Genomic DNA, 23,112 nt, shown 5'->3' with positions numbered 1-23,112 from the left:
GGCCCAATTCAAGAGTGGCTGGTTCAGTGTCAAGGTGAAGCCATTTGTCGAATAGCCGGGTATGGTCTGGCCTGGAATCTGCATGCCATTGCGATAGATGACCTGCTGGATACCAACTTGCGGCAACAATCCCGCCCGCCCCTGCGGGGATTTTTCGATTCCCGCACGCCATGCAGCTTCTGCACTCCTGAACGTAGCATCTTGGGCAAGCGCCTCGCTAGCGAGATTCGCCAGACTCGACGCGTTGGCATACGGAGCCGATATGATCACAAGAAAGCTGGAAATTGCGTTCAGCGCATTGCGCGCAGCGTGCCGAGGACGCCAGCCCTTGAGGTTGGGTTCTCGTGACATGCCCCCATCTGTTCGGCTGTGCCAACTGCAGTTGCTCATCGTTTTCCTTTATTTGCGCATCCACTGCAGTTGAGTCCAGCGCAAACGTTTGTCTTGCTGAGCACAGTTGCACGTCACATTGCAGATCTTTTCGAGTGTATAAAAAACATCAATTGGTAAGAATAGAACGAATCCGAATTCCTTTAGCGATTCACTCGAAAGAGACTGAAAATTCAAGCAATTTGAACGTCAGTCGCACTCGATTAATATGCAATCGACCGGTCTTAGACATCGCCCCAAAGACAGGCGGCCTCGGACATCGCAACCCGATGCCGGGATCGCGCTGAAGGCGCATTAGGTATGTCGGGTAACAGCGACTTTCTATAGTGGTTTGAATAACCACAGTAGGGTGTGCTGCGCAGAAGCAATTTGAATCTTCAATCCAATCAATTTGCGACACGACAGCGGAAATGAACGACACCGCGAATCGGCAAGCCGCCGCGCCCTCCATGGGACTCACCGGAAAGCAGCGTGGGCCTCCATCGGAAATCGGCTGCCCGCCGGTTCACCGGGCACGCGTCAGGCCGGCACCAGCTCGAAGCTGAGCCGTTTGCCGAGCGCGGTGGCCGCGCTCGCGAGCGTCGCCAGCGTGAGGCTCGTGTCGGTTTCGTCGAGCAGACGGTTGAGCGCGGCGCGGCTGGTTTTCATCCGCGCGGCCATCGCCGTTTTCGTGATGTGCTGCGCCTTCATTTCCTGCCCGATCTGCCACGCGATCACGCGCTTGATCGCGGTGGCGGTGGCCGCTTCGAGATTGCCGTCCGCTTCGAGGAAGGCGTCGAAATCGCTGCCGATATGCGGATTGTTCGTGGTCGTCATGTCGTACTCCAGGTGCATGGCGTTGCCGGCTGCCCGACCGTCGGAGACGGTGCGTTCCGGCGCAACGGGGGAATTCAGATGGCGTGCGTCAGCGCTTTCAGGCGCGCGACGGTGACGTCGAGATCGTCCGACGGCGTGGCCCGCGACTGCTTGAAGAAGCCGTGCAGCAGCACCATCGTGTCGCCCACGACGGTAAACAGCACGCGTGCGCTTCGCCCCGGCACGGCCACGCGGATCTCCCACAAATTCTTCGCCATCTTGCGGACCAGCGGCATGCCGAGCGGCCAGCCGAGTTGAACGGTCTTGATCTCTTCGCCGATCGCCCTTCGCTCCACGCGCCCGAGCGCGTCGAGCCATTCGCGCACCGGCTCGTTGCCGCGGGCCGTCCGGAAAAACCGCACACCGAGCGTGACCTGAATCTGCTGTCTCGCCATCGTCTTGGCGTCCATCGTATCAAAAATGGTACGATATGCCAAGCACCCCGATGACGGCTACTGGCCGGATGGCCGATCCTGCAGCAAGAAAGAGAAAGAGGATCGGCCCGGCGCATCGCCAGGCCCGATGGATCAACGCTTGCCGCGAGCAGGCTTGCGCGCCGCGTGTGGCGCCCGCTGCGGGCGCGCATCGCCGAACCGCGACCGTGCGATGTCGCGCACCGCGTCGATCAGCGTCCGCGCGACCGGCGACGGCTGCGCATCGGTACGCAGCACGAGCCCGACCGGCTCGTCGGTGCCCGCCGACGGCAGCGGCAGGCGCGCCAGCGCACCTGCCGACAGATCGTATTCGGCCGCATAGAGCGGCACGAACCAGACCGCGTCGTTCTCGAGCGCCAGCGCGCGCGCGACCGATACCGACAGCACCTCGATGAACGAATCCAGCGGCGGCGCACCGCATGCGCCGAGTAGTTGCTCGGCGGACTGGCGAATCAACGTGCCGAACGGCGGCAGCACGACCGGATAGCGCGCCAGCTCGGCGGCCGGCGCCGTGCTCGCGAGCAGCGGATGCCCGGCGCGCACGACCGCGACGAGCGGCTCGTTGTACAACTGCTCGAACGCGAGCCCGATCATCCGCTCGGGCTCCGACAGCCGCCCGATCGCGCATTCGATCGCGCCGGATTTCAGACGCTCGAGCAACTCGGCGTTCGCGGCCGTCGCGATCCGCACGACGATGCGTGGCCAGCGCGCGGTCAGCGCCTTCATCAAGGCCGGCGCGAGCGAGGCCGCGACGGTCGGCAGCATGCCGATTTCCAGCGTCGCGGCGGCGGCCCCGCCCTCCCGCGCCAGCAGCCCGACGCCCTGCCGCAGCGCCAGCACGCACGCGTTCGCATGCGGCATGAACAGTTGCGCTTCGCGGGTGGGCTGCGCGCCGTGCCGGCCGCGCTCGAACAGCTTCACGCCGAGGATCGCCTCCAGCTCGGCGATCGTCTTGGACACGGCCGGTTGCGTGATCGACAGGCTTTCAGCCGCCTTCTGCACGCCGCCCAACTGCGCGACCGCGAGAAAACACTGCAGGTGCCGGAATTTGACGCGGCCGTCGGCGATACGGTTATTCATAACGAGCAGTTATGCGAATGACGATGAATCGCCATTTTGCATAACTTTCCGGAAAGGCCCAAGCATCCGGCACGGCGTCATGCATGGCGCCGCAGCGCATGGAATCCGGTCGGCTCCCAGATCCGCTTCGCGATCAGCAGGGCCGTGCCGTGCTTCTGCCCCAGCGGCGCGGAGGACGACTCCGCATGCAGCGCCGCCGCCTTGCTGGCGAGCCGCCGCAGCTCCTGTTCGAGCTCCGCGGCAGCTGCATCCGTCAGCATCCCTTGCAGGAACGTCATCGTCTCGCCCGGGCCGTCGAAGCGGCTGCCGAGAAAATCGTCGAGCACGTGCGCATGGAAGTAACGGCGAATCGGCCCGCCCGGCAGCCAGTCGAAATCGCGCGCGACGCGCACGCGAATCCGGTCGCCGGGCAGCAGCGCGATCACGTTCATCCGGTCGAGCATCAGCAGATATTTCACGCACTCGGCCTGCGTGACGCGATAGGCCGACACGATGTCCTGCACGGTCCAGTAGTTGATCGCGCAGACGGCGACGAGCAGCAGCTTCTCGTCCGACACGAGCAACGCCTCCTGCTGCTCGGTCAGCACGCGCAGGCGCGGCGCGGACGCCGACGCTTCCTGCACGAGTTCGGCGAGCGTATAGCCGAGCAGTTGCGCGATCTCCGCGACACGCTCCAGCGTGAAGCGGCCGCTCGCGAACAGCCGCTTCACGCTCGTCTCGGACACGTCAAGCGCACGCGCGACGTCGCGGTAAGTCATTCCCTGCGCCTTCAGCTGGCGCTTCAGCGTTTCGATGAGTTGGGCGGTCTCGGTCATATTGGTATCGAAAAATGATGCTCGAGGTCGGATATTAGGCTACTCGCGCATCCACATCAGCACTTTGGGTTACTTGTCTGCATAATCCGCTCCGTCCTGTCACGCAACGACGGAGCCGAAATGACCGCCCGAATCGACACCACGCCCTGCGAACCGCGCCGCGCCACCCCGCGCGATGCACGCGACACCGATCGCACGATGCCGCTCGCCACCATCCGCACGCTGGCCGCCGGCGCGCACGTCGGCGATCTCCTGTTCATCCGCGTGCCGGCCAGTGGGCCACAGGCCGCGGCTGGCGCGGCCGGCACGTGGGCCAACCGCTTCGGCATCGTCGTCGATACGTCGGGCGACGAACCGCTGATCGCCGAACCCACCGCGTTCGCGTGGACCAAGCTCACGCCGCTGTCGCGCTTCGTCGCCCGCACCGACGGCGGACGCATCGCGCTGGCACGCCGCGTCGCGGCAGCGTCGGCCGACGCGCAGCGCCACGTCCATGCGCTGGCCGAACAGCGAATCGATGCGCTGTTCGGCAGCCGCCTCGACCTGCGTGCGCGGCGCGGCTTCTGCGCGCGGTACGTGGCCGACGTGCTCGGTGCCGGCCACGCGTCGACACCGTCGGCCCTGCTGCGCAGCGGCACGCTGGCGCTCGAATTCGACGGGATCGTTTTTGATCCCCGCCACCCATGACGACGGGCACGCTCGGAGAGACCGCATAACAACGAGAACGAACGATAAAAAACAGCGACGGGCTGGCTGGAGGGCCGTGCACGGGGTCGTCACCGACGACGCGAAGCCCGATCGTTTTTTCCGCCGGACAGGCTGCCTGTCCGGCGGAATTTTCATTGGAGGCGCCACCATAACGAACGGTTATGCGATTCGCGAAAAAAGGTCATTTTGCATAACTTTCCGGATTGGCTAAAGTCGTGCCATCCACTTCGCGAAAAACTGACAGGAGACGCCCGATGGATTCCCCCACGATCCTCACGCCGCGCGACTGGCCGTCGCATCCGGCCTATGTTCACCCCGAGTACCGTTCGTCCGTGAAGCGCGGCCCGACCCGCCCGCTGATCCCCTTGAAGGAGAAGCTGCGCGACCAGTACGCGCCCGTCTACGGCGCGGAAGATCTCGGTGCGCTCGACCACGACCTGACGAAGAATGCCGTGAAGAACGGCGAGCCGCTCGGCGAGCGGATGGTCGTCACCGGCCGCGTGCTCGACGAGGGCGGCAAGCCTGTGCGCAACACGCTCGTCGAGGTGTGGCAAGCCAATGCGGCCGGTCGCTACGTGCACAAGGTCGACCAGCACGACGCGCCGCTCGATCCGAACTTCCTCGGCGCAGGCCGCTGCCTGACCGACGACGAAGGCCGCTACCGCTTCCTGACGATCAAGCCCGGCGCGTATCCGTGGGGCAACCATCCGAACGCGTGGCGCCCGAATCACATCCACTTCTCGCTGTTCGGCGATTACTTCGGCTCGCGTCTCGTCACGCAGATGTACTTCCCCGGCGATCCGCTGCTCGCGTACGACCCGATCTTCCAGGGCACGCCCGAGGCCGCGCGCGACCGCCTGATCTCGCGCTTCTCGATGGACATCACCGAAGAAGGCTATGCGCTCGGCTACGAATTCGACATCGTGCTGCGCGGCCGCGACGCCACCCCGATGGAGCGCTGAACCATGACGACGCTGAAGCAAACCCCTTCGCAGACAGTCGGCCCGTACTTCGCGTACGGCCTGTGCCCGCAGCAATACGACTACGACCTGAAAAGCCTGTTCACGCCGACGATCGCCGCCGCGCACGCCGAAGGCGAGCACGTGCTGCTGGTCGGCCAGGTGTTCGACGGCGACGGTAACGTCGTTGGCGACGCGGTGCTCGAATTCACTCAGGTGGACGGCGCGGGCCGCTATCCCGCGTCGCGCGACGACATTGCGAAATCCGGCTTCACGGGCTTCGCGCGGGTCGGCACGGGCACCGATCCGCAGCAGCGCTTCGTCGTCGAGACGGTGAAGCCGGGCCGCGTCGCCGCCGACGAGGCGCCGCACATCAACGTGACCGTGATGATGCGCGGGATCCTCACCCATGCGTTCACGCGCGTGTACTTCGACGACGAAGCCGCCGCGAACGCGGCCGACCCCGTGCTGAACGCGGTGCCGGCCGAGCGCCGCGCGACGCTCGTCGCGAAACGCGACGCGCAGCCGGGCCGGCCGGTCGTCTACCGCTTCGACATCCGCATGCAGGGGCCGGACGAAACCGTGTTCTTCGACGTTTGACACATACGCCGGCGCGCGCCGGCTTCACCTGCAACCGCACCGCCGCGTGGCGCGATACCGATGGGCATCGCGCCACGCGGCGTTTGGGGTCGCTCCGTCGCCGGCATTCGATGGTGCGCCGCATCGTGACGGGCGGCGGGCGGGGATGGCTGTCGTCATCGGGTTCCCGCCCCGATATCGAAGACGCAATCGACGCGCATGCTGCGGCAGCACATGAATCGTCGGGTCGACACGATATCGTTTGCGCGTTATGCAGCGTATTCTTTGCTATCTGCAACAAGCGGGCAGGATTGAATCGGACGAGGCAACAATGACAGGTGTCATGCGCGGCGCTGCCCGACCAGCGGCGCGCGCATTTTTCAGACAGAGTGCCTTTAAACGCGTCTGGCCGAAGTTGGCGGACGCGTATTTTTTTGCGGCAACCGCCTAGCGACGACTCTCCAGATACCGGCTCGGCGTGTCGCCCAGAATGCGGCGAAACGCCGACGTGAACGCACTCGCGCTCGCGTAGCCGAGATCGAGCGCCACGCGCGTCACCGGCTGCCCGTCGGTCAGGCGGGCAATCGCCGCGAGCATGCACACCTGCTGGCGCCATGCGGCAAAACTCACGCCCGTCTGCGCGCGGAACTGCCGCGTGAACGTGCGGCGGCTCACGCCCGCGTCGGCCGCGACCCGATCGAGATCGGCCGCGATCGACGGCGCCGCGAACAGGTGCCGGCACACCTTCGCGAGCCGCGCGTCGGCCGGCAGCGGCGCATGCAGCGACAGGCGCGGCATCGTCGCGATTTCCGCGACCAGCAGATCCATCAGCTTGCCCGCGCGGCCATCGACGTCGTACATCGCCGGCAGGTCGATCGCATCGTCGATCAGTTGCCGCAGCAGCGGCGACACGCCATACACGCCGCACTGCGCGGGCAGCCCGGCCGCCTGAGCGGCGGCGGTGGACACGAACGTGTTGAGCATCGTGACCGGGCCGGTCATCGTCATTTCGTGCCGCACGCCGGCCGGCACCCAGCACGCGCGCTGCGGCGGCACCAGCCAGCGGCCGTGCGGCGTCGACATGCTGATCGTGCCGCGCGACGCGAACGCGAATTGTCCGCGCACGTGCGCGTGTTCCGGAAACGTCGTGCCCGCCGCAAAGTCGTTGGCGGTCACGACCACGCTCCGGGGAATGTGTTCGTAGGGATCTAGCAGCGTATTTCTCACGGCCCGAATTCCATCATCAATGACCCGATATCGAAGGCGGGTCGCCTTCGAACGATCTACGATCCGCTCCACCGTTGCGCCACCTCGCGGCCGCAACACCCGCCGGCCCGGTCGGCCGGATGGCAACCTCATCGGAACGAATATGCCGAATACCTTTCATCGCGTGGGGGACGGCCCCCACCCTGTTCTCGTGCTGCACGGCTGGTTCGGCGACGCCCACGCGTTCGAACCGCTCGAAGCGTGGCTGTCGCGCGAGCGCTTCAGCTATGTATTCATGGACTACCGAGGTTACGGCCGTATGCGCGACGCCCGCGGCGATTACACGATCGACGAGATCGCCGCCGACACGCTCGCGCTCGCCGACGCGCTCGGCTTCCCGACCTTCAGTCTCGTCGGCCACTCGATGGGCGGCATGGCGATCGAGAAGATCGCCGCCATCGCACCCGATCGGGTGCGCTCGCTCGTGGCGATCGCCCCCGTGCCGTGCGGCGGCCTGCCGTTCGACGCCGAGCGACGCGCACTATTCGAGCGGGCCGCCGATCACCTCGCCGATCGCCGGACCATCATCGACCGCAGCACCGGCAACCGGCTGCCCGCCGCCTGGATCGAGTGGAAAGCCGCGTATTCGGCCGCCTGTTCGTCGGCGCGGGCATTCGGCGCGTACTTCCGCGCGTGGGCCGATACGGATTTCAGCGCGGCGATCACGGGCATCCATCCGGTAAAGGTCCTGATCGGCGAGCACGATCCGGCGTTCGACGCGGCGCTGATGGCCCGCACCTACCTGCGGCGCTATCCGCTCGCCACCGTCGATGTGCTGCGCAATGCGGGGCATTATCCGATGAACGAAACGCCGCTCGCGCTGGTTGCGGCAATGGAAGCATTCCTGCTCGCCGCGACGGCCCGCGCCGTCGCGATCGGCTGACCGGCCGCGCGCCGGCGGCATCGTCGCGGCACGCATCACCGGAGCATGAACGACATCGCCGACAGGCTGTTCAGCGTGCGCACCGCGTGCTCGACCGACGGGCCGTCGAAGCGCAGCGTCACCGCGTCGACGCGCTCGAGCGACGGCAGCACGCAGAACAGGTCGGCGAGCGCGACCGTCTGCACGCGCAGCGTGCAAGCGGCCGGCATGGGCCGATGCGTGCCCGCGCGCACGCCGGACGACAGCGCACGCGCGACCGTTTCCCGTGCGGCGGCCGCGATCCGCGCGCACGACGCCGACGGCGTGAGCGTCTCGCCGCTCGATGCGCCGCCGGCCGTCTTGACCGTCTCGAAACGCGCGTCCGGAAACAGCGGCTGCGTTTCCTCGGCGAACACGTCGTCGCCCGTGGCGAGCGCGACATGCGCGCCGTATTCGCGCGCCAGCGCGCCGTACAGCCCGGCTTCGCCGAGCTCGACGCCGTTGAGCCACACCTGCGTGAACGCAAAGCTGTTGATCGTGTGCGCGAGCACGCCGCGCGTCTGCGATTTCGCGTGATAGCCGATCATGAACACGAGATCGGGCTGCTGTTCGACGCCCGTCATCATCCCGAGCGTGCGCGGCTTGCCGAGCACGACGCGCGCCCGCGCATCGAGCCCGTCGGGCAGCAGGTTGCGAAAGCCGCCATGCGAATCGTTGACCCAGACGGCCTGCGCCCCACCGGCAAACGCGCCTTCGATCGCCGCGTTGGCCTCGGCGGTCATCCAGCGGCGCGCGCGCTCGTATTCCGGGTTGCCGGCACGCGTCTGCTCGGTCGCGAATACGCCGGCGACACCCTCGATGTCGGTCGAAATCAGGATCTTCATGACAGGGTCGAACGTCCTTCGTTGTATGCGTTGAACCACCGGTCGAGATCGGGCACCGCGTCGCGCAGCGATTGCCGCACGTGGCCGTCGCGCCCGATGACCGTTACCGCCTGCAGCAACGCGTCGGCGATCGCGTGCTCGACGCTTTCGGCCGCGGCCATGAACAGCGGATCGAGCGCCGCGTCGGCCACGAGGGCCGGCAGCGCGATCGTCGATGCGTCATGCGCAATCGTGTAGGCGGTCGAGAAGGCGAGCGCGAGGTCGCCGCTGCCATGCCCGTAGACGGAGCCCGTGCGGGCCAGCCCGGCTCCCGCGCGGCGCGCGAGCCGCGACAACTGCCGCGCGTCGAGCGGCGCGTCGGTCGCCAGCAACAGGATGATCGAGCCCTGCTCGGGCGCCGCCGCGTGGGCGGCTTCGGCCGCGCGCCGTTGCGCGACGATGCGCCCGAGCGGCACGCCGCCGAGCGTCAGCATCGGCAGCCGGCCGAAATTCGCAAGCACGAGCGCGCCGACCGTATAGGGGCGGCCGGCCGCGACAGCCACGCGCGACGCGGAACCGATCCCGCCTTTCAGGTCGAAGCACGACATCCCGCGCCCGGCGCCCACCGCGCCGCGTGCGACGTCGCGCGACGCCGCGCGGCACGCATCGTCGTAATGCGCGGCGGTGACCGCGAACGCCTGGATGTCGTTCAGGTAACCGTCGTTGCACTCGAACACGAGCGGATTGACGGTCGGCCAGTCGCGGCCGATCCGCGGATTCGCGGCGATCGCCGCGCGGATCTGCGCGTGGGCGACCGCGCCGACGCCGAACGTATTGGTCAGCGCGACCGGCGTATCGAGCGTGCCGAGTTCGTCGACCTGCACGAGCCCGACGCTCTTGCCGAAACCGTTGATCACGGCCGCCCCCGCCGGCACCTTGCTGCGGTACACGTCGCCCGGATGCGGCTTCACGACGGTCACGCCCGTCTGCACGTTGCCGGCGTCGAGCGTGCAATGGCCGACCGTCACGCCCGGCACGTCGGCGATCGTGCCGCGCGGGCCGGCCGGCAGCGTCGTGGTCCACATCGGCGCAGCCCGCATCAACGGCGCTCCAGCTTCGGGTCGAGCGCGTCGCGCAGCCCGTCGCCGAGCAGGTTGAACGCGAGCACGGTCAGGAAGATCGCGAGACTCGGGAAGATGGCGATGTGCGGCGCCGTCACCATGTCCGCGCGCGCCTCGTTGAGCATCGCGCCCCACTCCGGCGTCGGCGGCTGCGCGCCGAGCCCGAGGAACGACAGGCTCGCGGCGGTGATGATCGACGTGCCGATCCGCATCGTGAAGTAGACGACGACCGACGACACGGTGCCCGGCAGGATGTGCCGCATGATGATCGTCCAGTCGGACGCGCCGATGCTGCGCGCGGCCTCGACGTAGGTCATGTGCTTGAGCATCAGCGTGTTGCCGCGCACGAGCCGCGCGAACGCAGGGATGCTGAAGATCGCCACCGCACAAATCACGTTGATCATCCCGTTGCCGAGGATCGCGACCACGCCGATCGCGAGCAGGATGCCCGGGAACGCGAACAGCACGTCGGCGACGCGCATCGTGATGCGGTCCCACCAGCCTTCGTAGTAGCCGGCGAGCAGCCCGAAGAACGTGCCGATCACCGCGCCGAGCGCCACCGAAAAGAAGCCGGCCGCGAGCGAGATGCGCGTGCCCGCGACGATCCGGCTGAAGATGTCGCGGCCGAGCGAATCGACGCCGAACCAGTGCACGGCCGACGGCCCCGCGTTCAGCGCGTCGTAGTCGAAATAGTTTTCCGGATCGAACGGCACGATGTGCGGGCCGACGAACGCGAGCACGACGAGCGCCAGCACGAAGCCGCCCGCGACGAGCGCGACGGTCTGCTTGCGGAACTTGCGCCAGAATTCGCGCCACGGCGTGCGGATCGCGGTCGGTGCGGCCGGCGCCGCGGGCTGGACAGTCGCGTTCATGCTGGCCTCACTTGAACCGGATGGTCGGGTTGATGACCGCGTACAGCACGTCGACGGTCAGGTTGATCAGGATGAATTCGAGCGAGAACAGCAGCACGATCGCCTGGATCACCGGGTAGTCGCGCATCGTCACCGCGTCGACCAGCAGGCGCCCGAGCCCCGGCCAGTTGAACACGACCTCGACGACGATCGAGCCGCCGAGCAGGAAGCCGAACTGCAGCCCCATCATGGTGACGACCGGGATCATCGCGTTGCGCAGGCAGTGCTTGAGCACGACCATCGGCTCGTGCACGCCCTTCGCGCGCGCGGTGCGCACGAAGTCCTCGTTCAGCACCTCGACGAACGACGCGCGCGTGAAGCGCGCCATCACGGCCGCGACCGCGGCGCCGAGCGTCAGCGACGGCAGCACGTAGCTCTTCCACGTGCCGTCCGGCACGACCGGCAGCCAGCCGAGCTTCACCGAGAAGATCTCCATCAGCAGCATGCCGAGCGCGAATGCCGGAAACGAGATGCCCGACACCGCGAGCGTCATGCCGAGCCGGTCGGGCCAGCGATTGCGCCAGACCGCCGACGCAATGCCGATCGCCATGCCGAACAGCGTCGACCACCCCATGCTGACGAGCGTCAACAGCAGCGTCGGCATGAAGCGCTCGCCGATCTCGGTCGACACCGGCCGCTTGCTGCGCGTCGACACGCCGAAATCGCCGTGCGCGATCTTCGCGAAGAAACGCGCGAATTGCGCCGGCAGCGGCCGGTCGAGCCCGAGATCGGCGCGCACGAGCGCGACGGTCGCCTCGTCGGCTTCGGGGCCGGCCGCGAGCCGCGCCGGGTCTCCCGGCAGCAGATGCACGAACAGGAACACCAGCACCGCGACGATCGCGAGCGTGGGCAGCAGGCCGAACAGGCGCTTGACGAGGAAATTCAGCATGGGACACCGATCGAATCAGCGCACCGGCGGCTCGCGCCGCCGGCACTGCGTGGCGGGCAAACCGCCGTCATTTCAGCGAGATCTCGTCGAAGTTGAACGAGCCGTCCGGCATCACGTACGCGCCCTGCAGCCGCTTGCTGCGCGCATACACGATCTTCTCCTGCACGAGGAAGATCCACGGCGCGTCGGCCCAGATCTGCTTCTGCGCATCGGCGTAGAGTTCGGCTTTCTTCGCGCGGTCGACCGTCTCCAGCGCCTTCGTCAGGTCGCCGTCCACCGTGTCGTTCTTGTAGTACGCGGTGTTGACCAGCTTCGGCGGCGCCGACGCGCCGGCCAGCAGCGGCGTGATCGCCCAGTTCGCTTCGCCGGTCGACGACGACCAGCCGATGTAGTACATCCGCACCGGCGCCTTCGCCGGATCCGGCGCGCTCTCGACCTTCGCGACCCGTTCGCCGGCTTCCAGCGCCTGCACCTGCACCTTCACGCCGACCTGCGCGAGCTGCTGCTGCACGAACTGGATCGCCTTCTGCGACGTCGAGTTGTTATACGCGGACCACAGCGTCGTCTCGAAGCCGTTCGGATAGCCGGCTTCCTTCAGCAGCGCACGCGCCTTCGCCGGGTCGTACGGCCACGGGCCGAGCTTCGTCGCGTAATCGACGCCCTGCGGCACCACGCCGGTCGACGGCGTCGCGAAACCGGAGAACGCGACCTTCGCGAGCGCTTCCTTGTTCACCGCGTAGTTCAGCGCCTGGCGCACCTTCGGGTTGTCGAACGGCTTTTGCAGCATGTTCAACGACACGTAGCGCTGCACGATCGACGGCCGCTCGACGACGTCGACCTTCGGGTTGCTCTTCAGGTCCGCCGCCTGCTCGAACGGAATGCGGAACGCGAAATCGGCCTCGCCCGTCTTCATCAGCGCCGCGCGCGTGTTGTTGTCGACCACCGGCTTCCAGTCGATCGCGTCGATCTTCGGATAGCCCTTCTTCCAGTAGCCGGCGAACTTCTTCACCTTCAGGTCGTCGGTCTGCTTCCACTCGACGAATTCGAACGGCCCGGTGCCGACCGGATGCAGCGCGATGTCGCGGCCCCACTTCTTCAGCGCGGCCGGCGAGATCATCACGGCCGACGGGTGCGCGAGCGTGTTGATGAACGCCGAGAACGGCTCGCGCAGCGTGATCTTCACCGTGGTCGGATCGACCACCTCGGTCTTCTCGATCACGCGGAACATGTTGTAGCGCTTCAGGTGGTTCGCGGGATCGGTCACGCGGTCGAAGTTCGCCTTCACGGCCGCCGCGTTGAAATCGGTGCCGTCGTGAAACTTCACGCCCGAGCGCAGCTTGATCGTGTACGTCTTCGCGTCGGGGCTCGCTTCGTAGCCGGTCGCGAGCACGTTGACGAGCTTCATGTCCTTGTCGAAGCCGAACAGCCCCTGGTAGAACGACTTGACGACCGCCTGCGACACCGTGTCGTTCGCGTCGTACGGGTCCATCGTCGTGAAGGTCGAATCCACCGCCATCACCGCGGTCTGCTGCGCGAACGCGGGCAGCGCGGCCGACAGCGCGAACGCGCCGGCGAGCGCGACGAGGCATGCGCGCGGACGAAACATCGGAAACGGATGCTGCTTGTTCATGTTGCTGGGCTCCTATCGGTGAATCGGTGACGCCTCACGGGCGTTTCGGTTTCGACTGCCTGCTGGTTCGTGCGCCGTCATCGCAACGCACGGTTTCATCACTCAATACGCACCGCCGACGCGGTGCGTCGCGACGTAATGATCGGGACCGACCGCGACGAGCGGCGCGACGACCGGCTCGTCGCCGGCCGCGCGGATCGGGCTCGGAATCTCGTCCGCCGCGAGCTGGCGCGGCGCATGCCGGCGCGCGGGGTCGGCCACCGGCACCGCACTCATCAGCTTCTTCGTGTATGGATGCTGCGGCGCCTCGAACACCGCGCGACGCGGGCCGATCTCGACGATCTGGCCGAGATACATCACCGCGACGCGATGGCTGATGCGCTCGACCACCGCCATGTCGTGCGAGATGAACAGGTACGCGACGCCGAGCTCGCGCTGCAGGTCGAGCATCAGGTTGACGATCTGCGCCTGCACCGACACGTCGAGCGCCGACACCGACTCGTCGGCGATCACGACCTTCGGGTTCAGCGCGAGCGCCCGCGCGATCGCGATGCGCTGGCGCTGGCCGCCCGAGAATTCGTGCGGATAGCGGCGCGCGGCTTCCGGCGGCAGGCCGACCTTGTCGAGCAGCCAGTCGACGCGCGCCTGTGCTTCACGGCCGCTCGCGACGCCGTGCACGAGCAGCGGCTCCATGATCGAGAAGCCGACGGTCAGGCGCGGGTTCAGCGACGCGAACGGGTCCTGGAAGATGAACTGAATGTTCCGGCGCAGCGCCTGCAGGTCCGGGCCCTTCAGCGCGCTGATGTCGCGGCCGTCGAATTCGATCGAGCCGCTCTGCGATTCGACGAGGCGCAGCAGCGAACGGCCGGTGGTCGACTTGCCGCAGCCCGATTCGCCGACCAGCGCGAGCGTCTCGCCCGCCCGCAGCTCGAAGCTCACGCGCTCGACCGCATGCACGTATTGCGACACGCGGCCGAACACGCCGCTCTTCACCGGAAAACGCGTGACGAGATCGCGCACGCGCAGGATCGGCGGCGCGGCATGATCCACCGGCGGCTGCGCGTCGTTCGCCGCGGACGCCGCGGTCGGGGCCCTGGCGGTCGCGCTCGTGCCGTCCACCTTCAGCAGCGGGAATTTCTCGGGCGCGTCGGTGCCCTGCATCGAACCGAGCCGCGGCACGGCCGCGAGCAGCGCCCGCGTGTAGCGATGCGCGGGCGTCGCGAAGATGCGGTCCGACTCGCCCTCCTCGACCTTCTCGCCGCGATACATCACGAGCACGCGGTCGGCCACTTCGGCCACCACGCCCATGTCGTGCGTGATGAAGATCACACCCATGTTCATTTCGTCCTGCAGCCCGCGCACCAGTTGCAGGATCTGCGCCTGGATCGTCACGTCGAGCGCGGTCGTCGGCTCGTCGGCGATCAGCAGCGCGGGCCGACACGACAACGCCATCGCGATCATCACGCGCTGCCGCATCCCGCCCGACAGCTGGTGCGGATAGCGCGCGAACACGCGGCGCGCTTCGGGGATGCGCACGAGATCGAGCAGCCGCAGCGCTTCCGCGCGTGCTTCGGCCGCGCTCTTCGACTGGTGCAGCGCGATCGCCTCGCTGATCTGGTCGCCGACCGTAAACACCGGGTTCAGCGACGTCATCGGCTCCTGGAAGATCATCGCGATGTCCGCGCCGCGGATGCCGCGCATCGTCGCGGCACTGGCCCGCGCAAGATCGACCAGCGCGCCACCACGTCGCCGGAACGCGATGCGGCCGCTCGTGATCTCGCCGCCGCCGTGCTCGACGAGCCGCATCAGCGCGAGCGACGTGACCGATTTGCCCGAGCCCGATTCGCCGACGATCGCGAGCGTCTCGCCGCGATCGACGTGAAACGACACGTTGCGCACCGCGTCGAACGTCGCGTTTTCGCGGCGGAACGTGACCGACAGGTCTTCGACGGCCACCACGCGCTGCTCGGGCAGCGCCAGGGGCGACGGGTTACGGCTCGAAGTCATGGCATCTCTCCTCGTGCGATCCGCGTTCAGGCCGCATCGTCGCGGTAGATGCCGACGACCGGCGCTTCACCGACGCGCGCGTAGCCGCGGTACATCCCTTCGGTGTTGAACGGCATCGCGACGTTGCCCCGTGCGTCGACCGCGATGATCCCGCCGCGCCCCGCGAGGCGCGGCAGCTTGTTCATCACGACGTCGTGCGCGGCGTCCGCTAGCGACGCGCCGCGATACGCGATCTGCGCGGCCACGTCATGCGCGGTCGCGAGCCGGATGAACATCTCGCCGGTGCCCGTCGCGGAAACGGCGCAGGTCGCGTCGTCCGCATAGCAGCCGGCGCCGATGATCGGCGAATCGCCGACGCGCCCCGGCTGCTTGTTCGTGATGCCACCCGTCGACGTCGCCGCCGCGACGTGACCGTTCAGGTCGCACGCGACCGCGCCGACCGTGCCGTGCTTGCGGTCCGGATCGAGCGGCTCGGCGGCCTGTGCGGCGCCGCCGAACGCGAAGCTGGCCGCATCGTGGTCGAGCATCATGCCGGCCGCCGCGCGCGCCTTGACCCACTGCGCATGCCGCGCTTCGGTGTCGAAGTAGCCGGGTTCGGCGAGTTCGAGCCCTTGCGCGGCCGCGAACGCATCGGCGCCCGCGCCGGCGAACAGCACGTGCTCGCTCGCCTCCATCACGCGCCGTGCGGCGAGCACCGGATTGCGCACGCGGGTCGCGCAGCAGATCGCGCCGGCGCCGAGCGTCGCGCCGTCCATGACCGCCGCGTCGAGTTCGTGCTTGCCTTCGGCCGTATAGACAGCGCCGCGCCCGGCGTTGAACAGCGGACAGTCCTCGAGCATCCGCACCGCGACGGTCACCGCGTCGAGCGCGCTGCCGCCGTCGGCCAGCACCTGTTGCGCGGCCTGCAGGATCGCGGTGAGCTCGGCGCGGTACTGGCGTTCGGTGTCGGTATCCATCGCTTCGCGCAGGATCGTGCCTGCGCCGCCGTGAATCGCGACGATCGCGGGTGAAGTCATGATTTTTTCGGACGGGGGGAAGAAGGGTTGGCGGCCGGCAGCGCCGCTTGCGGCTGCACGAGCCACGGCAGCAGGAATTCGGTCATCTCGGCGGCGGATTTCGCGGACCGGTGCGTGCGCAGCGCGACCGCATCGATCAGCGCCTCGATCATCGTGAGCACGGCCGCTTCCGACGTGGCCGCGAAACGTCGCTCGGCCTTCACGTACAGGTTCAGCGACGCGATCGGCGCGAGCGGCGATTGCGGGCCGTCGGAGATGCCGAGCACGCGCGCGCCGCGCGCCGCCGCACGGCGGGCCAGCTCGATCGTGTCCTTCACATAGCGCGGAAACGCGAGCGCGATCACGAGATCGCGCGAATCGGCCGTGTACAGGCGTCGCGCCGCGTGCGAAGGCCCGCCGAGCAGCGCGAGCGACTGCACGCTGTCGTGGCAGACGGACAGGCCGTGCTCGATCAGCCCGGCGAGAAACGCGCTCGACCCCGCGCCGAGAATCAGCACGCGTCGCGCACCGACAATCGCCTCGACCGCCGCCTCGACGTCGGCCGCGTCCAGTTGCGCGCGCGTGTTCTCGATGTTGGCGACAGCCTGGTCGAATACCGCATCGATCCAGACCGCGTCGCGTACGCCGGATTCCTGCTCCTGCGCGGAACGCAGCCGTTCGACCGGCCCGAGCGTGGCCTCGAAGCCGCGCACGAGCGCCGCGCGCATCGCCGGATAGCCGTCGAAACCGAGCGCCTTCGCGAAGCGGTTCGCGGTCGCGATCGACGCATTCACGGCCTGCGCGAGCTCGTCGATCCGCATCGTCGCCGCGCGAAACGGGTTCGCGAGCACGAATTCGCCCATGCGCCGGTGAATCGGCGTCATCAAAGGCATCGCCGACGCGATCCGTTCGGCGATCGCGGGTTCGTCGTGACTGACATCGGGCGGAACGAGAGGCGTCATGCGAAGGGTTGTTGCAAGGTTCGATGAAAATGAATTTACACAATCCGCCGACAGAAAAGAAATAAATTTTCATCCGGGTTGTCCCAATTCATCCTGCGTCCGTCGACCGTGCGGACGAGCGGTCGGCCCCGCTGCACGGGCCTGTGACGGGCGAGCGCCCCGCGCCGCCGCTCGCGGTCGCCGCGTGCCCATCGGGAAAACCCCGAGTACGTTCGTACGAATGCAGATTCACGTTGACCGGATTCGCATTCGAACATAGGATGTTCGAAAATGATCAGTCGTCAGATAACATCGCAGCTCGATGACAACGAAATGTTCGCTCGAACACCGTGATTTCGATATGAACCGGTAAAGCCGGCGCACATCAAGATCGGACATCGTACGAATCAAAACGAAACAAGCCATTCCCACGGATGGCCCTCATGGACCGGGCAGGCGCCGCGCGCCGCCCTCCCTGACAGGAGACAGCAGTGAAGACAGTCAAGGCGTTGCGCTGGTGGATCATCGTGCTCGTGTGTCTCGGCACGATCCTCAACTACCTCGCACGGAATTCCCTCGCGGTGCTCGCGCCCGAGCTCAAGCAGGTATTCGCGATCTCGACGCAGCAGTACTCGTACATCGTCGGCGCGTTCCAGATCGGCTACACGATCATGCAGCCGGTGTGCGGATTCATCGTCGACCTGATCGGGCTGCGGCTCGGGTTCGCGCTGTTCGCGATGCTGTGGTCGGTGGTCGGCGTCGCGCATGGCTTCGCATCCGGCTGGCTGTCGCTCGGCATCCTGCGCGGCTTTCTGGGGCTGTTCGAGGCCGCCGCGATTCCGTCGGGGATGAAGGCCGTCGCCGAATGGTTTCCCGATCGCGAGAAATCCGTCGCGGTCGGCTATTTCAACGCGGGTACGTCGCTCGGCGCCGCGATCGCGCCGCCGCTCGTCGTGTTCATCTCGATGCGGTTCGGCTGGCAGGCCGCGTTCATGGTCACCGGCGCGCTCGGGTTCGTCTGGGCCGCGCTCTGGTACACGCAGTATCGCTCCCCGGCCGACCATCCGCGCATCACGCTGCGGGAACGCACGCTGATCCGCGACGGCCAGGCGACGATGCCGCCGGTGTCGAAGCGCCGCATCCGCGACGTCGTCACCGCACGGCGCTTCTGGGCGATCGCGCTGCCGCGCTTCTTCGCGGAACCCGCGTGGCAGACCTTCAGCTTCTGGATTCCGCTGTACCTCGCGACCGAGCGCCACATGCCGCTCACGCAGATCGCCGTATTCGCGTGGATGCCGTTTCTCGCGGCCGACCTCGGCGGCATCGCGGGCGGCTACCTGTCGCCGTACCTCGCGAATCGCTTCAAGCTGCCGCTCGTGTGGTCGCGCGTCGCCGGTGTCGCGCTCGGCGCGGTGCTGATGCTCGGGCCCGCGATGATCGGGCTCGTGTCGTCGCCGTACACGGCGATTGCGCTGTTCTGCGTCGGCGGCTTCGCGCACCAGATGATCTCCGCGCTCGTCAACACGTTGTCGGCCGACGTGTTCGATCCCGAGGAAGTCGGCACGGCGAGCGGCTTCGCCGGGATGGCCGCGTGGATCGGCGGCCTCGGCTTCTCGTTGCTGGTCGGCGCGCTCGCCGACAAGATCGGCTACGCGCCGCTGTTCGCGTGCCTCGGCCTGTTCGATCTCATCGGCGTCACGCTGCTCGCGCTGCTGATCCGCGGGCAGTCGAAGCAGGAACGCCTGCTCGCGCAGCACGCCTGACCTCCGTTTTCACCAGGAATCACATTCATGACTTCGCTTCTTCATCCGCCCGTGTTCCGCGTCGCCAGCCACCACGCGAACCGCGTGCTGCTCGCGTCGGATACCGGCGCCACCGTCGAAATCTTCGTGCTCGAGGACGACATCGTGCGAGTGCGCGTGCTGCCCGACGCGACGGCGCGCACCCCGCGCACGTGGACGATCGCACCCGGCCTCGACGACGTGCCGCTCGACGGGCGCGACCGCCTCGACCTGAGCGGCTTCGCGCTGCCCCACTACGACTTCGTCGAAGACGACGACGCCGTACGCATCGAAACCGCGCAGGTCCGGCTCGCGGTGCGCCGTCAAGGCGGCCATTGCACGTGGTCGATGCGCGGCGCGGACGGCACATGGCGCATCGCGCTCGCCGACCGCGCGACGCAGGCATACAACTTCGGCTGGTGGGACGATCGCGCGTATCACTACGTCGCCCGCGAGCGCGGCGACAAGGTATTCGGCCTCGGCGAACGCGCGGGCGAACTCGACCGCACGGGCGCGCGCTTCGAGATGCGCAACATCGACGCGATGGGCTACAGCGCGAAGCACACGGACCCGCTGTACAAGCACATTCCGTTCTACATCACGTGGTCGCCCGATGCGTGCCAGGGGTTCGGGCTGTTCTACGACACGCTGTCCGACTGCGCGTTCGACATGGGCCGCGAGCTCGACAACTACCACGGGCTCTATCGCTATTTCGTCGCCGAGCACGGCGATCTCGACTACTACTTCATCGCGTCGCCCGCTACGCCGCTCGCGGCCGCGCGGCGCTTCACGTGGCTGACCGGGCGCCCCGCACGCACGCCGAAATGGGGGCTCGGCTATTCGGGCTCGACGATGAGCTACACCGACGCGCCGGACGCGCAGCAGCAGATGAACCGGTTCGTCGAGCAGTGCGACGCGCACGACATCCTGTGCGATTCGTTCCACCTGTCGTCGGGTTATACGTCGATCGGCGCGAAGCGCTACGTGTTCAACTGGAACCGCGACAAGTTTCCCGACGCGAAGGGCTTCGTGCAGCATTATCGCGACCACGGCATCCGCCTGTGCGCGAACATCAAGCCGTGCCTGCTGCGCGACCACCCGGCCTTCGACGACGCCGCGCGACGCGGGCTGCTGATCCGTTCCGCATCGGGCGAGCCCGCGTGGGTGCAGTTCTGGGACGAAGTCGGTGCGTACATCGACTTCACGCAGCCGGACGCCTACCGCTGGTGGCAAGAGCAGGTCACGTCGGCGCTGCTGGAATACGGGATCGAATCGACCTGGAACGACAACAACGAATACGAGATCTGGTCGCCCGACGCGATCGCGCACGGTTTCGGCCAGCCGTTTCCGGCGCGCGAAGCGAAGGTGCTGCAGACGATACTGATGATGCGCGCGTCGCGCGACGCGCAGCGCGCGCATGCGCCGGCGCGGCGGCCGTTCCTCGTGTCGCGCTCCGGCGGCGCCGGCATGCAGCGCTACGTGCAGACGTGGTCGGGCGACAACTCCACGTCGTGGGAGACGCTGCGCTACAACCTGAAGATGGGCCTCGGGCTCGCGCTGTCGGGCGTGTCGAACATCGGCCACGACATCGGCGGCTTCTCCGGCCCCGCGCCGTCGCCCGAATTGCTGCTGCGCTGGGTGCAGTTCGGCATCTTCATGCCGCGCTTCAGCATTCATTCGTGGAATGACGACGGCACCGTCAACGAACCGTGGATGTACCCGGAGATCACCGCGCAGGTCGCGGCGCTGATCAAGCAGCGCTACCGGCTGCTGCCCTACCTCTATCACCTGCTGTGGCTGTCGACGACGCGCTACGAGCCCGTGCTGCGGCCGACCCTCGCCGATTTCCCCGGCGATGCGCGCTGCTACGACGCCTGCGACGACATGATGCTCGGCGACGCGCTGCTGGTCGCGCCGGTCGTCGAGCCCGGCCAGACCGAACGCACGGTGTACCTGCCGTCGGGCGCACGCTGGACGTGCTGCGCGAGCGCGCAGTCGTTCGACGGCGGCGCGAGCGTGACGCTGCCCGCGCCGCTCGACACGCCGGTGATGCTGCTGCGCGAAGGCCGCGTGCTGCCGCTGAACGTCGCCGAACAGCATTTTGGTGCGAGCGCCGACACACGCAACTTCCTCGTCGCACCGCGCATCGAGGACGGCGTCGCATACGGCGAATGCGTCGAGGACGACGGCGAGACGGAAGCGTGGCGCGACGGCGAATACGGACTGTGGCGCATCGAGACCGGCCGCGAGGCGTCGGGCGTGCTCGGCGTGTCGGTCCGCTGGGACGGCCGCCTGGTACGCCCGGCCCACCGCATCGAGATCCTGCTGCCCGCGTCGCTGCAAGGCCCGGTTGCGGTGCGCGGCGCGCGCGTCGAGCAGGATGCGCGGGACGGGGCATGGCGCCGCCTCGTCGTCGCGTTCGACCACTGAGCCAACCCGATCAGGCGGGCCGCTCGCGCGGCCCGCCGCCTGCCACAGAGGAGGCATTCAACCTCCCGCCCCCTTGAAAAGATGAAGAGACACGGAGATCGACAATGAAAGCACCCGTCAACCGTTATGCAATCCTGATCTTGTCGGCCGCCTCGCTCGGCACGACCGCTGCCCATGCGCAGAGCAGCGTCACGCTGTACGGCGTCGTCGACGATTCGCTCGCGTACGTGAACAACCAGCAAGGGCACTCGAACATCTACATGCGCGACGGCAATCTGTATGCGTCGAAGTTCGGGCTGCGCGGCGACGAGGATCTCGGCGGCGGCACGCACGCGATCTTCGACCTGCAGGCCGGCTTCAACCTGAATACGGGCGCGCAGGCCGCCGCCGGCACGATGTTCAATCGCCAGGCCTTCGTCGGCCTGCGCAACGCCAGCTACGGCATGGTAACGGCCGGCCGCCAGTACACGCCCTACTTCCTGTTCGTCGGCCCGTACGCGTCGAGCAGTTGGCTGACCGGCGCGACCGGTGCGCATCCGGGCGACATCGACGGACTCGACACGACGATCCGCGTGAACAATTCGGTTACCTACACGTCGCCGACCTTCGCCGGGCTGACCGCGAGCGCGATGTACGCATTCGGCGGCATTGCCGGTGCGACCGGCAAGGGCAACACGTTCAGCGCCGCACTGCGCTACGCGAACGGGCCGATCGGGATCGCGGCCGGCTACCTGCGGATCAACAGCTCGGGCTCGTCCGCGGGCTTCCTGAACCCGGCCACCGCGTCGTCGGGCAGCTTCGCGGTGTCCGTGCTGAACCAGGGCTACCTGACCGCGAAGGCCGTCGAGCAGATCGCGGCGGCCGGCAACTACACGCTCGGCGACCTGACGATGGGGCTCAACTATTCGAACGTGAAGTATCTGCCGGGCAACGGCTCGACCTTCACCGACACGGCCGTGTTCAACACCTACGGTGCGCTTGCCGCGTACCGCTTCACGCCGGCGTTCTCGGTGGCCGGCGCATTCGCGTACACGCTTGCATCAAAGGCGAACGGCGTCGCGAACGCGGCCCGCTATCAGCAGTACTCGCTGAAGGAGTCGTACAGCCTGTCGAAACGCACGACCCTTTATGCGCTGCAGGCGTACACGCATTCGAGCGGACGCACGCTCGGCGCGCAAGGCGCCGGCCATATCGTCGACGCGGCGCCGATCGTCGGCGATTCGCAGCAGCTCACGCCGTCGACGACGCACGGCCAGTTCGTCGGCATGGCCGGGATCGCCGTCACGTTCTGAACCCGCCGGACGGCGCCTTTCGCGCGCCGTCTTCTACCTGGACGAGGCGCATGCCGTGCGCACCGTCCGGGCGTCCGACATGCATTCGCCGCCGCGTTTGCCCCACCTCGCCGACCCACGCGTGCGCCGCGCGGGTTTTCTCGATCTCTCCGATACCTTACAATTCGTCAGGCTTACCCTTCTGCATGCCCTCTTCTTGCAGTCCTGACACCGCGGTACACTCGACGCACGCCGTATCAGGGTCCGACGCGCCACAGGCGCGCCGGGCGGCGTTGCGCCTCGTTGCGCCCACAACTGGATACCC

At 67.4% G+C, this 23,112-nt stretch carries 20 protein-coding genes and 1 pseudogene; 7 read left to right on the top strand and 14 right to left on the bottom strand.

What is annotated here, in order from left to right; translation table 11 throughout:
- The 5 genes and pseudogenes from AC3IFE_RS22515 to AC3IFE_RS22495 form a co-directional block, all read right to left on the bottom strand.
- Window positions 1-351: pseudogene (locus tag AC3IFE_RS22515) on the bottom strand (channel protein TolC); the annotation flags it as partial.
- Between the two features lie 558 nt (window positions 352-909).
- A complete protein-coding gene (locus AC3IFE_RS22510) occupies window positions 910-1,206 on the bottom strand; it encodes an XRE family transcriptional regulator (RefSeq protein WP_089470553.1) in 297 nt (98 codons plus the stop codon).
- Between the two features lie 74 nt (window positions 1,207-1,280).
- Window positions 1,281-1,640 carry a type II toxin-antitoxin system RelE/ParE family toxin gene (locus AC3IFE_RS22505; protein ID WP_489192067.1) on the bottom strand — a complete coding sequence of 120 codons (360 nt, stop codon included), beginning with the start codon at window positions 1,638-1,640 and terminating at the stop codon, window positions 1,281-1,283.
- A 132-nt stretch (window positions 1,641-1,772) separates the two neighbouring features.
- Complete coding sequence (gene pcaQ / locus AC3IFE_RS22500) at window positions 1,773-2,759, bottom strand: pca operon transcription factor PcaQ (RefSeq protein ID WP_489192051.1); 987 nt, start codon at window positions 2,757-2,759, stop codon at window positions 1,773-1,775.
- Between the two features lie 77 nt (window positions 2,760-2,836).
- A complete protein-coding gene (locus AC3IFE_RS22495) occupies window positions 2,837-3,574 on the bottom strand; it encodes a helix-turn-helix domain-containing protein (RefSeq protein WP_489192049.1) in 738 nt (245 codons plus the stop codon).
- Between the two features lie 120 nt (window positions 3,575-3,694).
- Here AC3IFE_RS22495 and AC3IFE_RS22490 point away from each other — a divergent pair, with 120 nt between their 5' ends.
- From AC3IFE_RS22490 to pcaG, 3 genes are all read left to right on the top strand, one after another.
- Window positions 3,695-4,261, top strand: a complete 567-nt coding sequence (locus AC3IFE_RS22490; protein WP_489192047.1) for a YiiX/YebB-like N1pC/P60 family cysteine hydrolase — start codon at window positions 3,695-3,697, stop codon at window positions 4,259-4,261.
- A gap of 275 nt (window positions 4,262-4,536) precedes the next feature.
- Complete coding sequence (pcaH, locus tag AC3IFE_RS22485; RefSeq protein WP_006489685.1) at window positions 4,537-5,244, top strand: protocatechuate 3,4-dioxygenase subunit beta; 708 nt, start codon at window positions 4,537-4,539, stop codon at window positions 5,242-5,244.
- A gap of 3 nt (window positions 5,245-5,247) precedes the next feature.
- Entirely contained in the window at window positions 5,248-5,841 is a 594-nt protein-coding gene (pcaG, locus tag AC3IFE_RS22480; RefSeq protein ID WP_089469625.1) for a protocatechuate 3,4-dioxygenase subunit alpha, read from the top strand.
- A gap of 426 nt (window positions 5,842-6,267) precedes the next feature.
- On the opposite strand, the gene AC3IFE_RS22475 is transcribed toward pcaG, so the two are convergent.
- A complete protein-coding gene (locus AC3IFE_RS22475; RefSeq protein WP_489192042.1) occupies window positions 6,268-7,047 on the bottom strand; it encodes an AraC family transcriptional regulator in 780 nt (259 codons plus the stop codon).
- Window positions 7,048-7,189: 142 nt separating this feature from the next.
- Between AC3IFE_RS22475 and AC3IFE_RS22470 the strand changes: the two genes are divergently transcribed.
- Window positions 7,190-7,969, top strand: coding sequence for an alpha/beta fold hydrolase (locus AC3IFE_RS22470; RefSeq protein ID WP_489192040.1), 780 nt, complete (start codon window positions 7,190-7,192; stop codon window positions 7,967-7,969).
- A gap of 35 nt (window positions 7,970-8,004) precedes the next feature.
- On the opposite strand, the gene AC3IFE_RS22465 is transcribed toward AC3IFE_RS22470, so the two are convergent.
- The 8 genes from AC3IFE_RS22465 to AC3IFE_RS22430 form a co-directional block, all read right to left on the bottom strand.
- Window positions 8,005-8,832: a M55 family metallopeptidase gene (locus tag AC3IFE_RS22465; protein WP_489192038.1), complete on the bottom strand. Its 828-nt coding sequence runs from the start codon at window positions 8,830-8,832 to the stop codon at window positions 8,005-8,007.
- On the bottom strand, window positions 8,829-9,911 hold the full coding sequence (locus tag AC3IFE_RS22460) for a DmpA family aminopeptidase (protein WP_489192036.1): 1,083 nt from the start codon (window positions 9,909-9,911) through the stop codon (window positions 8,829-8,831). Before AC3IFE_RS22460 ends, AC3IFE_RS22465 begins: the two co-directional genes overlap by 4 nt.
- The gene (gsiD, locus tag AC3IFE_RS22455; RefSeq protein ID WP_089469620.1) at window positions 9,911-10,804 is read right to left on the bottom strand and encodes a glutathione ABC transporter permease GsiD; all 894 of its coding nucleotides are present in this window, start codon (window positions 10,802-10,804) and stop codon (window positions 9,911-9,913) included. Before gsiD ends, AC3IFE_RS22460 begins: the two co-directional genes overlap by 1 nt.
- Before the next feature lie 7 nt (window positions 10,805-10,811).
- Window positions 10,812-11,732, bottom strand: a complete 921-nt coding sequence (gsiC, locus tag AC3IFE_RS22450; RefSeq protein WP_089469619.1) for a glutathione ABC transporter permease GsiC — start codon at window positions 11,730-11,732, stop codon at window positions 10,812-10,814.
- Window positions 11,733-11,799: 67 nt separating this feature from the next.
- The gene (gene gsiB / locus AC3IFE_RS22445) at window positions 11,800-13,362 is read right to left on the bottom strand and encodes a glutathione ABC transporter substrate-binding protein GsiB (RefSeq protein ID WP_489192034.1); all 1,563 of its coding nucleotides are present in this window, start codon (window positions 13,360-13,362) and stop codon (window positions 11,800-11,802) included.
- Window positions 13,363-13,464: 102 nt separating this feature from the next.
- Entirely contained in the window at window positions 13,465-15,369 is a 1,905-nt protein-coding gene (locus AC3IFE_RS22440) for a dipeptide ABC transporter ATP-binding protein (protein ID WP_489192032.1), read from the bottom strand.
- Window positions 15,370-15,395: 26 nt separating this feature from the next.
- Window positions 15,396-16,385, bottom strand: coding sequence for an isoaspartyl peptidase/L-asparaginase family protein (locus AC3IFE_RS22435; protein ID WP_489192030.1), 990 nt, complete (start codon window positions 16,383-16,385; stop codon window positions 15,396-15,398).
- Window positions 16,382-17,326: a MurR/RpiR family transcriptional regulator gene (locus AC3IFE_RS22430; protein ID WP_489192028.1), complete on the bottom strand. Its 945-nt coding sequence runs from the start codon at window positions 17,324-17,326 to the stop codon at window positions 16,382-16,384. Before AC3IFE_RS22430 ends, AC3IFE_RS22435 begins: the two co-directional genes overlap by 4 nt.
- Before the next feature lie 470 nt (window positions 17,327-17,796).
- On the opposite strand from AC3IFE_RS22430, the gene AC3IFE_RS22425 reads away from it, so the two are divergent.
- From AC3IFE_RS22425 to AC3IFE_RS22415, 3 genes are all read left to right on the top strand, one after another.
- Window positions 17,797-19,068 carry an MFS transporter gene (locus AC3IFE_RS22425; RefSeq protein ID WP_301737949.1) on the top strand — a complete coding sequence of 424 codons (1,272 nt, stop codon included), beginning with the start codon at window positions 17,797-17,799 and terminating at the stop codon, window positions 19,066-19,068.
- 27 nt (window positions 19,069-19,095) lie between these two features.
- On the top strand, window positions 19,096-21,516 hold the full coding sequence (locus AC3IFE_RS22420) for a glycoside hydrolase family 31 protein (RefSeq protein WP_489192025.1): 2,421 nt from the start codon (window positions 19,096-19,098) through the stop codon (window positions 21,514-21,516).
- 104 nt (window positions 21,517-21,620) lie between these two features.
- Window positions 21,621-22,808, top strand: coding sequence for a porin (locus AC3IFE_RS22415; protein WP_489192023.1), 1,188 nt, complete (start codon window positions 21,621-21,623; stop codon window positions 22,806-22,808).
- Window positions 22,809-23,112: the final 304 nt, after the last annotated feature.

The organism is Burkholderia sp. APQ4-4ca (assembly GCF_057837105.1).
The sequence above is the reverse complement of the archived record's forward strand: the minus strand, read 5'-3'. Positions and strand labels throughout refer to the sequence as shown.

Excerpts from the sequence above, each read along its gene's own strand:
- gsiC (WP_089469619.1), bottom strand. The coding sequence starts at position 11,732 with ATGCTGAATTTCCTCGTCAAGCGCCTGTTCGGCCTGCTGCCCACGCTC.
- gsiB (WP_489192034.1), bottom strand. The coding sequence starts at position 13,362 with ATGAACAAGCAGCATCCGTTTCCGATGTTTCGTCCGCGCGCATGCCTC.
- AC3IFE_RS22495 (WP_489192049.1), bottom strand. The coding sequence starts at position 3,574 with ATGACCGAGACCGCCCAACTCATCGAAACGCTGAAGCGCCAGCTGAAG.
- AC3IFE_RS22440 (WP_489192032.1), bottom strand. The coding sequence starts at position 15,369 with ATGACTTCGAGCCGTAACCCGTCGCCCCTGGCGCTGCCCGAGCAGCGC.
- pcaH (WP_006489685.1), top strand. The coding sequence starts at position 4,537 with ATGGATTCCCCCACGATCCTCACGCCGCGCGACTGGCCGTCGCATCCG.
- AC3IFE_RS22415 (WP_489192023.1), top strand. The coding sequence starts at position 21,621 with ATGAAAGCACCCGTCAACCGTTATGCAATCCTGATCTTGTCGGCCGCC.
- pcaG (WP_089469625.1), top strand. The coding sequence starts at position 5,248 with ATGACGACGCTGAAGCAAACCCCTTCGCAGACAGTCGGCCCGTACTTC.
- pcaQ (WP_489192051.1), bottom strand. The coding sequence starts at position 2,759 with ATGAATAACCGTATCGCCGACGGCCGCGTCAAATTCCGGCACCTGCAG.
- gsiD (WP_089469620.1), bottom strand. The coding sequence starts at position 10,804 with ATGAACGCGACTGTCCAGCCCGCGGCGCCGGCCGCACCGACCGCGATC.
- AC3IFE_RS22420 (WP_489192025.1), top strand. The coding sequence starts at position 19,096 with ATGACTTCGCTTCTTCATCCGCCCGTGTTCCGCGTCGCCAGCCACCAC.
- AC3IFE_RS22430 (WP_489192028.1), bottom strand. The coding sequence starts at position 17,326 with ATGACGCCTCTCGTTCCGCCCGATGTCAGTCACGACGAACCCGCGATC.
- AC3IFE_RS22460 (WP_489192036.1), bottom strand. The coding sequence starts at position 9,911 with ATGCGGGCTGCGCCGATGTGGACCACGACGCTGCCGGCCGGCCCGCGC.
- AC3IFE_RS22470 (WP_489192040.1), top strand. The coding sequence starts at position 7,190 with ATGCCGAATACCTTTCATCGCGTGGGGGACGGCCCCCACCCTGTTCTC.
- AC3IFE_RS22490 (WP_489192047.1), top strand. The coding sequence starts at position 3,695 with ATGACCGCCCGAATCGACACCACGCCCTGCGAACCGCGCCGCGCCACC.
- AC3IFE_RS22510 (WP_089470553.1), bottom strand. The coding sequence starts at position 1,206 with ATGACGACCACGAACAATCCGCATATCGGCAGCGATTTCGACGCCTTC.
- AC3IFE_RS22505 (WP_489192067.1), bottom strand. The coding sequence starts at position 1,640 with ATGGCGAGACAGCAGATTCAGGTCACGCTCGGTGTGCGGTTTTTCCGG.
- AC3IFE_RS22435 (WP_489192030.1), bottom strand. The coding sequence starts at position 16,385 with ATGACTTCACCCGCGATCGTCGCGATTCACGGCGGCGCAGGCACGATC.
- AC3IFE_RS22465 (WP_489192038.1), bottom strand. The coding sequence starts at position 8,832 with ATGAAGATCCTGATTTCGACCGACATCGAGGGTGTCGCCGGCGTATTC.